Here is an 11,455-nt window from a genome sequence, read left to right as displayed (position 1 = left end):
CGACCAGGGAAAAAGTGACACCTCCGCGCGCAACGTCGCACCGCTTCGCTTAGGGTGTGGGCGTGCGTACTGCGCGACTCGCCGCGGTCGCCCTGGTCGGGCTCGGGGTGGTGGTCTATTCCGCCTGGCTGCTCGAATTCTTCCTGCCCACCGGCGTATCGCCGGCCCAGCAGACCGTCGAGGAGTTGCTGCGGGCGGTTCCGCTGTTCCGGATCACCACCGGGGTCGCGGGCTTCGCCTTCATGCTCGCCTGCCCACCGCTGTTGCGCCTGGTGCCGGTGCACTGGACGGGCCGGGTCGCCGCGATCACGCTGGCGCTCTTCGGCCTCGTCCTGATCGTCGACGCGCTGGTGCCGGGCACGATCGCCGCGCAGCTGCTGGAGAACCTCGCGTTCGTGGGGGGCTCGTTCAGCCTCGTGTTCTGGTGGCCGCCGCCGTGGCGCGAGTGGGCGCTGGCGGGGTTCGCGCTGGTGCTCCTCACCTGGGCGCTGGTCCTCGTCGCGTCGCTGCTCGGGCCGGGACACCTGGCCGGCGTGTTCAGCCGCGTGCAGCTCGGGGTGCGGGCCGTGCTGATGGGCTCGGGCGTCGCGTACATCGTCATCAGGCCCCTGCCGCGCTTCGCCTCGCGTCCCGTTCGCTGACTTTTGTCGGGGGTCGCTCGTACCCTGGGCGGATGACGTCCGGATACACCGTTTTCGACACGCCACTGGGCGCGTGTGGGCTGGCCTGGCGCGAAGGGGCCATCATCGGCACCGCGCTCCCGGGCAGCTCGCCCGCGAGCACCCGGGCCTTCCTCTCCCGGCGGTTCCCCGACGCCACGGAAGCGGTGCCGCCGCCGGAAATCCAGACCGCCGTCGAGCTGATCACCGCGCTGTTGTCGGGCGGCCAACCCGACCTGTCCGGCCTTCCGCTGGCGTTGGACGACGTCCCGGAGTTCAACCGCCGTGCCTACGTTGCGGCGCTGCGGATCCCACCCGGCAAAACCAAGACCTACGGCGATCTGGCCCACGAGCTCGGCCTCCCGGGCGCCGCCCAAGCCGTGGGGCAGGCCATGGGCAACAACCCGTTCCCGATCATCGTGCCGTGCCACCGCGTGCTCGCGGCCGGCGGCAAACACGGCGGCTTCTCGGCCCCTGGCGGCGTCGAGACCAAGCGGCGGATGCTCGTGATCGAAGGCGCGCTGCCCGACGAACCGACGCTTTTCTAGACGCTGTGCTCAGGCTTTCCGCTCGCGCCACGCGTTCGTGATCGGCAGCCGCCGGTCGCGGCCGAAGGCCTTGAACGTGATCTTCGTGCCCGGCGGGTACTGCCGGCGCTTGTACTCCGCGCGGTCGACCATCCGCACGACCCGGTCGATGGTCTCCGGCTCGAACCCGGCGGCCACGAGGTCGGCGTAGCCGCGGTCGCCCTCCACGTAGTCGTCGAGGATGTCGTCGAGCAACGCGTAGTCCGGCAGCGAGTCGGTGTCCACCTGGCCGGGCGCGAGCTCGGCCGACGGCGGTTTGGTGATCGAGCTCTCCGGGATCGGCGGGGTTTCGCCGCGCTTGGCCGCCTCGTCGTTGCGCCAGCGCGCGAGCTGCCAGACGTGCGTTTTGAACACGTCCTTGATCGGCGCGAACCCTCCCACCGCGTCGCCGTAGATCGTGGAGTAGCCCACGGCCAGCTCGGTCTTGTTGCCGGTGGCGAGCACGAGGTGTCCGTCCAGGTTGGACAGTGCCATGAGGAGCATGCCCCGCGTGCGGGCTTGGATGTTCTCCTCCGCGAGCCCGGTCAGCGCCAGCTGGTCCACGTAGACCTTCACCATGTCCTCGACCGGCTCCACGCGGTAGTGCGCGCCGATGCGCCGCGCGAGGTCGGCGGCGTCGTCCTTCGAGTGCGCGGACGAGTACTTCGACGGCATCGAGACGCCGTACACGTTGTCGCCGCCGAGCGCGTCGGCCGCCAGGGCCGCACAGACCGCGGAGTCGATGCCGCCGGAGAAGCCGAACGTCACCGACGAGAAGCCGTTCTTGTGCACGTAGTCGCGCAGCCCGATCACGAGCGCCGACCACACCTCGGCCTCGTCCGAAAGCGGCTCGCTGATCACGGGATCCGTCAGCGGCGGGTACGCGGGCAGCGGCTCGGCGCTCAGCACGCGCCGGTGGACGTGCAGGCCCGCGAGGGCGCCGTCGCCCGCGTGGCCGCCCGAGGTCAAGTCCATGTCCACCACCAGCAGGTGCTCCACGAACTGCGGCGCTCGTGCGAGCAGCTTGCCGTCGGCGCCGACCACGAGCGAGTCGCCGTCGAACACGAGGTCGTCCTGGCCGCCGACCTGGTTCGTGTAGACCAGCGGCGCGCCCGCCTCGGCCGCGCGCCGGGCCACGCGCGGCAGCCGCTGCTCGTCCTTCGACCGCTCGTAGGGCGACGCGTTGGGCGCCACGACCAGGTCGACACCGGCCTTGCCGAGCGCGGAGATCGGGCCGCCGTCCTGCCAGATGTCCTCGCAGATCACCATGCCGATGTCGATGCCGTGCAGCCGCACGACCTCCAGCTCCGTGCCCGGCTTGAAGTAGCGGTGCTCGTCGAACACGCCGTAGTTGGGCAGGTGGTGCTTGTACTGCTTCGCCACGACCTCGCCGCGGAACAGCGCGGCGGCCGCGTCGCGCGGGCCGGCCTCGTCGTGGTCGAGGTAACCGACGTAGGTGAGCACTTCGCCGCAGCCCGCGTCGTCCAGCCGGCGGGCCAGCTCGTCCAGCGAATTGCGCGAAGCCTGCGCGAACGTGGCCCGGAACGCCAGGTCCTCCACGGGATAACCCGTCTGGGACATCTCCGGGAACACGACGACGTGGGCGCCGGCCTCGGCGGCGCGGCGGGTCCACTCGATCGTGCGCGCGGTGTTGCCGTCGACGTCGCCGACGGTGGGGTTGACCTGGGCCAAGGCGATGCGCAGCTGCGGCATGCGGTCATTCTGACCCGGCCGCGCGCCCGGGACCGAGCGAATGTGGGCAAATCTGCACAGCCTGGCCTGGCCGGAGCCGAGCGAATGTGGGCAAAAAGAAACCCGGCCACCGACGTGGGTGACCGGGCTCTTCACGAAACCGGGATCAGGACTTCTTCATCCGCATCATGCTGCGCACCTTCTTCACCGTCTGCTCGAAGTCCGAGTCGAACGGGTTGTCGTGCACCAGGTAGGTCCACGTCGTGTTCGCCCGCCGCACGCCGGCGTCGGCGAGATCGATGCCGTCGTCGGTGATCTCGGCTTCCTCGAGCGTCTTCGACGCGCGCGCCGCCGACTCCGCGATGATCTTGTGGAACTCCGGGATCGCCGCGCGGTGGAACTCGTCGAGCGGCGTCTCGCGGGCCAGCGCCCGCAGGTGGATGCTCTCGCGCACGTCGGTCAGGTACGCGAGGTGGTCGGACCAGAGCTGGTCGAGGTGGAACAGCACGACCTCGCGGGAGAGCTGTTCGAGCCGCTCGGTGTCGTCGAGCTTCTCCTTCACCTCGGCGAACTTTTCCGGCTGAGCCTTCTCCAGCTCCTCGGACGCGAACGCCGTGTGCAGCACCTTGTCGCGGTGTTCCAGAAGCTCGGTGCGCTGCCGCTCGATCAGCCGCGTGTAGCGCCAGGTGTTGCGGTGGATCTCCAGGTCGACGCCCTCGGCCACGCGCTGGGCGTGGTTGATCTGCCGCACCGCCGCCGGGTCGGTGATCTCCCCGGTCTCGGTGTCGGCGTCGATGCCCTCGGGGATGTCGGGCGCGTTGGAGAGCACCAGGTCGTCGTTGAGGCTCGCGAAGAAGATCGCGCTGCCCGGGTCACCCTGCCGGCCGGACCGGCCGCGCAGCTGGCCGTCGAGGCGGCTCGACGGGTACCGCGCGGTGCCGATCACGTGCAGGCCGCCCAGCTCGGCGACCTCCTCGCGGCTCGCGCCCTCGGTGCCGCCGAGGCGGATGTCGGTACCGCGGCCGGCCATCTGCGTGGACACGGTGACCGCGCCCTTCTTGCCGGCCTCGGCGATGATGGCGGCCTCTTCGGCGTCGTTGCGCGCGTTGAGCACCACGCACGGCAGGTCGACCTTCGCGAGCTTGTCGGCCAGCTCCTCGGACTCGGCCACGTCCTGGGTGCCCACGAGGATGGGCCGCCCGGTCTCGTGCACCTTCCGGATCTCCTCCTCGATCGCGCGCAGCTTCTGCGACGGCGATCCGAAGATCCGGTCCGGCTGGTCCTCGCGGACGTTCGGGGTGTTCGGCGGGATCACCGCGACCTCGAGGCTGTAGAACTCGCGCAGCTGCTCGGCCACGGCCACGGCCGTCCCGGTCATGCCCGCCACCGACGGGTAGCGCGCGAGCAGCGCCTGCACCGTGATCGAGTCGAGGATCTCGCCGCGGTCGGTGGCCGCCACCTGCTCCTTCGCCTCGACGGCGGCCTGCAGGCCGTCCGGCCAGCGCTGCAGCTCGGCGACGCGGCCGCGGGCGGCGTTGATGAGCTGCACCTTGCCGTCGCGCACGAGGTAGTCGACGTCGCGGGTGAGCAGCGCGTGGGCGTGCAGCGCGACGTTCACGGCGGCCAGTCGGTCGGAGCCCGAGTCGCCGTAGAGGTCGATGCCGCCGAGCGACTTCTCGACCACGGACGCGCCGGCGGTGGTGAGCCACGCGTTGCGGCCGTCGGTGTCGGTCTCGTAGTGCAGGCCGAGACGCAGCCGGCGCACGACCGTGGCGACCTCTTCGTCGGCGTCGTTGTGGTCGATCGAGCCGGCCATCACGAGCGGCACGCGGGCCTCGTCGACCAGCACGGAGTCGGCCTCGTCGACGATCGCCACCTCGGGTGCGCCCTGCACCAGATCGTCGACGGCCGTCACGAGCCGGTCGCGCAGCACGTCGAAGCCGATCTCGGCCACGGCGCCGTAGGTGACCTGCTTGCCGTAGGCGTCCTTGCGCTCGTCGCGGCTGTGCGCGGGCTCGACCCAGCCGACGGTGACCGAGAGCAGGTCGTAGACGGGTTTCATCCACTCGGCGTCGCGTCGGGCGAGGTAGTCGTTGACGGTGACGACGTGCACGCGGTTGCCGCGCAGGGCGTACCCCGCGGCCGCCAGCGCTCCGGCGAGCGTCTTGCCCTCACCGGTCTCCATCTGCACCACGTGCCCGGTGAGCAGACCCATCGTGCCGAGGACCTGCACGTCGAACGCGCGCTCGCCGAGCGCGCGCCGCGCGGCCTCACGGCCGAGGGCGCAGGTCTCCACCAGCTGGTCGTCGTTGAACACCTTCGCGCCACCGAGGTCCTCACGCAGCTTTTCGGCGCGTTCGGTGAGCTCGGCGTCCGAGAGCTTCTCGAGGTCGGGTTCGAGCTTCGCGACTGCGGGCAGCAGCGCTTCGTAGCGGGTCAGCTCGACGCTGCCCGGCCGCTGGATGATCCGGCGGAGCCGCTTGCCCACCCGGCTGATCAGTGCCACCCCTGGTCTCCCGTCCTGTTGCTCGTGTCTCCGACCGCCGCTGGTCCACCCGACGCTGACTACCCAACGCGCCGGTGGTGCGTCGGAGTTCCGTCGCCGGATGGCACGATCAAACCGTGTCTCCCCTTGCCAGCGCCAGCTCTCGCGCCCACCGGATCGCCGCTCTCGCGGCGGCCGTACTGCTCGGCGGCACGCTAGCCGCGTGCACGTCGAACGACGGTCAGGTCGCGCCCTCGCCGACCACGGAATCGCATCCGCCCGTGGGCCCGGTGCCCGCGGGATTGGCGCGCTTCTACGGCCAGAGCATGACCTGGGCCGACTGCGCACCCTACGCGACCTCGGACGACGCGCAGTCCGCCTTCCGCGCGTCCGGGATCCAGTGCGCTCGGCTGACCGTCCCGCTGGACTATGACAAACCGGACGGACAGACCATCACGCTCGGCGTCCTGCGGCACAAAGCGAGCGAACCGGACGACCGCATCGGCTCGCTGGTGGTCAACCCGGGCGGTCCCGGCGCGTCCGGCATGGTCGCCGCGGCCGGCTTGATCGACCAGGTCAAGAACAACGACCTCGGCAAACGCTTCGACCTCGTCGGCTTCGACCCGCGCGGCATCGGCGCGAGCGAACCGCAGATCCGCTGCCTCACCGACAGCGAGCGCGACGCGGACCGCGCCGACGACAGCGAAACCGACGGCACGCCCGCCGGCGTCGCGAAGCAGGAGACGCAGGAAAAAGACTTCGCCGCCAAGTGCGCCCAGCGCACCAAACTCGGCGACGACATGCTCGAACACGTCGGCACCCGCGACGGCGCGAAGGACCTGGACGTCCTTCGGTCGGTGCTCGGCGACGAGAAGCTGACCTACCTCGGCTACTCCTACGGCACCCTCCTCGGCTCGACCTACGCCGAGGACTTCCCACGCAACGTCCGCGCGCTCGTCCTCGACGGCGCCGTCGACCCGACGCAGGACCCGGAAGACTCGCTCGTCGCGCAGGGCCAGGGCTTCGGCGTCGCGTTCGGTGAGTTCGCGAAGTGGTGTGCCGCTCAGCAGGACTGCGCGCTCGGCAACAACCCGGCCGCGGCGACCAAGGCGTTCCAGGACCTGACGCGGCCGCTGATCGACTTCCCGGTGCCGGTGGGCGACGGGCGCAAGCTGTCGTACGAGGACGCCACCACCGGCGCCATCCAGGCGCTCTACCAGCAGAACCTCTGGGACTACCTCAACACCGGCCTCAACGAGCTGCGCAACCAGCGCGGCGCCACGCTCGAGCAGCTCGCCGACATCTACAACGAGCGCGGCCCCGACGGGCGCTACGGCACCACGCAGGACGCCTTCACCGCGATCCGCTGCGTCGACGACCCGCGCGTCACGGACCCCAAGACGATCCTCGACGCGCAGCAGAAGTACGAGCAGGTGGCGCCGTTCCTCGACGACGGCCGCCCGGCCAGCTCCGCGCGCGACGCGTGCGCCTTCTGGCCCGTGCCGAACACCATGACGCCGCACGAACCGCAGGTCGAAGGGCTGCCCAAGACGCTCACGGTCTCGACGACCAACGACCCGGCCACGCCGTACCAGGCGGGTGTCAACCTCGCGAAGGCGCTGAAGGGCGCGCTGCTCACCTTCGAGGGCACGCAGCACACGGCGTTCCTGCAGGGCAACGCGTGCGTGGACAAGGCGGGAATCGCCTACCTCGTCGACGGCACGGTGCCGGCCGACGGGACGCGTTGCGCGGGCAGCTAGGCCGCGGTGATCAGGTCCGGGGAGCCGGGATGGGCTGGTTCTCGTTCGAGAGCGTGACCTCGAACATCACCGGGCTGTCCTTCTCCGTCGGGGGCGGGACCTGCAGCCAGAACCGGGCGAACCGCCGCGGCTCGGCGGCGGTGACCCACACCTTCACGTTCACGTCCGAGTGAATCTGGGGGAGCAGCCGCGTGGCCACCTTCTCGGGCAGGACCCCGCCGACGCGGTAGGTGTCGAGGCCGTGCACGGGCTCGCGGGTCTCGGTCTGCGGGTTGCCGAGTGAGCTGAGCAGGTGCGCGAGCCCGCTGTCGGGGCCGAGGAAGTCTCCGACGGTGAACGTCGCCGGGCCCGACCAGGTCGCGCCGGTGCTGTCGTGCGTGGTGGCGTGGGTGCCGTCGAGGACGAAGGAGAGCTTCCGGTCGCTCGTGGCGTTCTCCAGCTCGGCGGTGCCGGCCGCGTGGCCGCCGTCGTCGAGCGTCGCGTCGCCGTCGACGGTGCTCAGCGGCAGTCCGGGCAGCACGCCGTTCACGACCACGGAGAAGTGCAGGCTGCGCACGCCGGCGAAGTTCGCTCCGGCCGCGCCGAGCAGGTCACCGGCCGGGGGCAGCGAGGGCGCTGTGCACCCGCCGACGAGTCCGAGGAGCAGCAGCACCGGCAGGAAGCGTCGGCAGCGCATGGCGGTGAGACTACCCGTGGCCCGATCCTTTCGGACGGTGTCCTTCAAGCCACTGTCCAGGACGCCGAAGACGAATCAGACTCATCTCCCGTGACCGTCGAGACTCGTACCGCGCCCCGCGTCCACCGAGCCTGGTTCGTGGCCGCGGCCGCGTTCATCGCGCTGCTGGCCGCGGCCGGGTTCCGCGCCGCGCCGAGCGTGCTGATCGACCCGCTGCACGAGGAGTTCGGCTGGTCCCGCGCGACCATCGGGCTCGCGGTCTCCGTCAACCTCGTGCTCTACGGCGTCTTCGCGCCCTTCGCGGCCGCGTTGATGGAGCGCTTCGGCATCCGCCGCGTCGCCGCGACCGCGTTGTTCGTGGTCGCGCTCGGGGCCGGCGGCACGGTGTTCATGAGCACGAGCTGGGAGCTCATCCTGTGCTGGGGCGTGCTCGTCGGCGCCGGCACGGGCTCGATGGCCATGAGCTTCGCCGCGACCGTCACCACGCGCTGGTTCGTGCGCCACCGCGGCGCCGTGACCGGCATCCTCACCGCGGCCGGCTCGACGGGTCAGCTCGTGTTCCTGCCGGTGGTCGCCACGCTGGCCGTGAACGACGGCTGGCGCACGGCGTCGCTGGTCATCGCCATCGCGGCGCTCGCGGTGGTCCCCGTCGTGCTGCTCGTGGTGCGCGACCACCCGGCCGACCTGGACACCGTCGCGTACGGCGCGCCGGAGGGCACGGAGGTGGCCCACCCGGAGGTCAAGCGCGGTTCGGCGGGCCGGGCGATCAGCGTGCTGTTCCAGGCCATGCGCTCACGCTCGTTCTGGCTGCTGGCCGTCGGCTTCGCGATTTGCGGGGCGACCACCAACGGCCTGGTCGGCACCCACTTCGTGCCGGCCGCGCACGACCACGGCATGCCGCAGACCACCGCGGCGAGCCTGCTCGCGCTCGTCGGCGTGTTCGACGTGGTGGGGACGGTCGTGTCCGGCTGGCTCACCGACCGCGTCGACCCGCGCATCCTGCTCGGCGTGTACTACGCGCTGCGCGGTCTCTCGCTCGCGTTGCTGCCGCAGCTGCTCACCGACTCCGTGCAGCCCAGCATGTGGGCGTTCATCCTTTTCTACGGTCTCGACTGGGTCGCCACGGTCCCGCCGACGGTCGCGCTCTGCATCCGCTCCTTCGGCGAGGCCGGCCCGATCGTGTTCGGCTGGGTCTTCGCGTGCCACCAGCTGGGCGCTGCGTTCGCGGCTTCCGCGGCCGGCGCCGTGCGCGATCAGCTTGGCGACTACGCCCTGGCCTGGTACGTGGCGGCGGGCCTCGCGGTGATCGCCTCGATCGCGTCGGTGTCGATCACCCGATCCGGGAAACGCGAGCTCACGTTCGTGGCCTGAGGAGAGTTCACGCATTGTGGACACTTCCGGCGCGTCGTGAAACATGTCGTTAACACGCCGTCGTTAGGGTTCGGCCATGGATCGCCAGCAGGAATTCGTGCTCCGGACGTTGGAAGAGCGCGACATCCGTTTTGTCCGGCTCTGGTTCACCGATGTGCTGGGGTTCCTCAAATCCGTCGCGGTCGCGCCGGCCGAGCTCGAGGGCGCGTTCAGCGAGGGGATCGGCTTCGACGGCTCCGCCATCGAGGGCTTCGCCCGCGTCTACGAATCGGACATGGTCGCGAAGCCGGACCCGTCGACGTTCCAGGTGCTCCCGTGGGAGACGCCGGACGGCGGCCCGTACTCGGCGCGCATGTTCTGCGACATCGCGATGCCCGACGGCTCACCGTCATGGGCCGACCCGCGCCACGTGCTGCGTCGCCAGCTCTCAAAGGCTGGTGAAGCGGGCTTCACGTGCTACGTGCACCCGGAGATCGAGTTCTTCCTCCTGGCCAACCTGCCCGACGACGGCAGCGAACCCGAGCCCGCGGACAACGGCGGGTACTTCGACCAGGCCAGCCACGCCACGGCCACGCACTTCCGTCGCCACGCCATCGAGACGCTCGAGGCGATGGGCATCTCCGTCGAGTTCAGCCACCACGAGGGCGCGCCCGGCCAGCAGGAGATCGACCTGCGTTACGCCGACGCGCTCACCATGGCCGACAACGTGATGACGTTCCGGTACGTCGTGAAGGAGGTCGCGCTGACGCAGGGCGTGCGCGCGACGTTCATGCCGAAGCCCTTCACGGACCAGCCGGGCTCGGGCATGCACACGCACGTGAGCCTGTTCGAAGGCGACCGCAACGCCTTCTACGACGCGGAGGACCCGTACGAGCTCTCCGCCACGGGGAAGGCCTTCGTCGCCGGGCTGCTGCACCACGCCAAGGAGATCTCCGCGGTCACCAACCAGTGGGTGAACTCGTACAAACGCCTGATCAGCGGTAGTGAAGCGCCGACGACGGTGTCGTGGGGCCGCGCCAACCGCTCCGCGTTGGTGCGCGTGCCGATGTACTCACCCGGCAAGGCGTCCTCCCGGCGGGTGGAGATCCGCACGCTGGATTCGGCGTGCAACCCGTACCTGGCTTACTCGGTGATCCTCGCCGCCGGCCTCAAGGGCATCGAGAAGGGCTACGAGCTTCCACCGCCCGCGGAGGACAACATCTGGCAGCTGTCGGAGTCTGAGCGCCGCGCCGCTGGGTACGCGCAGCTGCCGCAGAATCTCGGGGAGGCACTCGCGGAGATGGAGCGCTCCGAGCTGCTGCCCGACGCACTGGGGGAGCACGTCTACGACTTCTTCCTCCGGAACAAGCGCGCCGAGTGGGACAACTACCGGAGTGCCGTGACGCCGTACGAGCTGCGGACGTTGCTGCCGGTCCTCTGACCCCGGGACTGTGCGAATCCGGCTCCCTTGCCCTGCCTTCGTGGCGGGTGGGGGAGCCGGTTCTCGTTTCCGGCCGGCCCACCGTTGCCGTCGGTGCCCGGCGCACGGGGTCGAATCGGCCTCTGACCTGCGGCTATGTCGTTAAGTGACCCCCCTGTTTTCAGGCCGTTGCGGGGCATGTAATCTTCTCTTCGTCGCCAGGAACACCGGGCCGGCGGGGCCGAAAGCCCCAAGGGAACGGGGCGCCAGGGCCGAGCGGGTTGACACCGCGAAACGGACCAGGTAATGTTCAGCGTCGGCCCACGAGCGGCCGCCGAGCTTCTGTGAGTTACTTGCAGGTGTCGGCATGCTCGACCAAAAAGGCTTGAAACAACGCGGTGATCTGGTTTGCCTGCTGGGCGGGCTGGGTTGCGGTGTGTTGCTTGAGAACTCAACAGTGTGCTAGTGAACTAAGCCAGTAGAGCTTATATGTAACCTCGTATGAGGTTCCTTTGAGAAAACTAGATTGAGAATAGTCTCGATCAAACTATTCATTGTTGGAGAGTTTGATCCTGGCTCAGGACGAACGCTGGCGGCGTGCTTAACACATGCAAGTCGAACGCTGAAACACTTTCGGGTGTGGATGAGTGGCGAACGGGTGAGTAACACGTGGGTAATCTGCCCTGCACTCTGGGATAAGCCTTGGAAACGGGGTCTAATACCGGATATCACCAACTTCCGCATGGGGGTTGGTTGAAAGTTCTGGCGGTGCAGGATGAACCCGCGGCCTATCAGCTTGTTGGTGGGGTAATGGCCTACCAAGGCGACGACGGGTAGCCGGCCTGAG

The 11,455-nt window shown here is 69.7% G+C and carries 8 protein-coding genes and 1 rRNA gene; 6 read left to right on the top strand and 3 right to left on the bottom strand.

Going from position 1 to position 11,455, the window contains the following annotated elements:
* The first annotated feature begins 62 nt into the window (after positions 1-62).
* Both AB0H62_RS00045 and AB0H62_RS00040 read left to right on the top strand, forming a co-directional pair.
* Positions 63-641 (top strand): hypothetical protein, encoded by a 579-nt coding sequence (locus AB0H62_RS00045; RefSeq protein WP_360583143.1) that lies wholly within the window; start codon positions 63-65, stop codon positions 639-641.
* Between the two features lie 32 nt (positions 642-673).
* A complete protein-coding gene (locus AB0H62_RS00040; RefSeq protein WP_360583141.1) occupies positions 674-1,207 on the top strand; it encodes a methylated-DNA--[protein]-cysteine S-methyltransferase in 534 nt (177 codons plus the stop codon).
* Positions 1,208-1,216: 9 nt separating this feature from the next.
* Here the strand turns inward: AB0H62_RS00040 and AB0H62_RS00035 are convergent, their stop codons facing one another.
* Entirely contained in the window at positions 1,217-2,938 is a 1,722-nt protein-coding gene (locus AB0H62_RS00035) for an NAD+ synthase (RefSeq protein ID WP_360583139.1), read from the bottom strand.
* Positions 2,939-3,083: 145 nt separating this feature from the next.
* Entirely contained in the window at positions 3,084-5,423 is a 2,340-nt protein-coding gene (secA2, locus tag AB0H62_RS00030; protein ID WP_220246542.1) for an accessory Sec system translocase SecA2, read from the bottom strand.
* A 116-nt stretch (positions 5,424-5,539) separates the two neighbouring features.
* Here secA2 and AB0H62_RS00025 point away from each other — a divergent pair, with 116 nt between their 5' ends.
* Positions 5,540-7,162, top strand: a complete 1,623-nt coding sequence (locus AB0H62_RS00025) for an alpha/beta hydrolase (RefSeq protein ID WP_220246543.1) — start codon at positions 5,540-5,542, stop codon at positions 7,160-7,162.
* 10 nt (positions 7,163-7,172) lie between these two features.
* Here AB0H62_RS00025 and AB0H62_RS00020 read toward each other — a convergent pair whose 3' ends face one another.
* Positions 7,173-7,838, bottom strand: a complete 666-nt coding sequence (locus AB0H62_RS00020; RefSeq protein ID WP_220246544.1) for an LppX_LprAFG lipoprotein — start codon at positions 7,836-7,838, stop codon at positions 7,173-7,175.
* 90 nt (positions 7,839-7,928) lie between these two features.
* Here AB0H62_RS00020 and AB0H62_RS00015 point away from each other — a divergent pair, with 90 nt between their 5' ends.
* The 3 genes from AB0H62_RS00015 to AB0H62_RS00005 all read left to right on the top strand — a co-directional run.
* Positions 7,929-9,209, top strand: a complete 1,281-nt coding sequence (locus AB0H62_RS00015) for an MFS transporter (RefSeq protein ID WP_360583136.1) — start codon at positions 7,929-7,931, stop codon at positions 9,207-9,209.
* 76 nt (positions 9,210-9,285) lie between these two features.
* On the top strand, positions 9,286-10,629 hold the full coding sequence (glnA, locus tag AB0H62_RS00010; RefSeq protein ID WP_360583134.1) for a type I glutamate--ammonia ligase: 1,344 nt from the start codon (positions 9,286-9,288) through the stop codon (positions 10,627-10,629).
* 533 nt (positions 10,630-11,162) lie between these two features.
* A 16S ribosomal RNA gene (locus tag AB0H62_RS00005) occupies positions 11,163-11,455 on the top strand; the annotation flags it as partial.

Source organism: Amycolatopsis sp. NPDC050768, assembly GCF_040654155.1.
In the GTDB taxonomy this organism is placed as follows: Bacteria; Actinomycetota; Actinomycetes; order Mycobacteriales; family Pseudonocardiaceae; genus Amycolatopsis.
The sequence above is the reverse complement of the archived record's forward strand: the minus strand, read 5'-3'. Positions and strand labels throughout refer to the sequence as shown.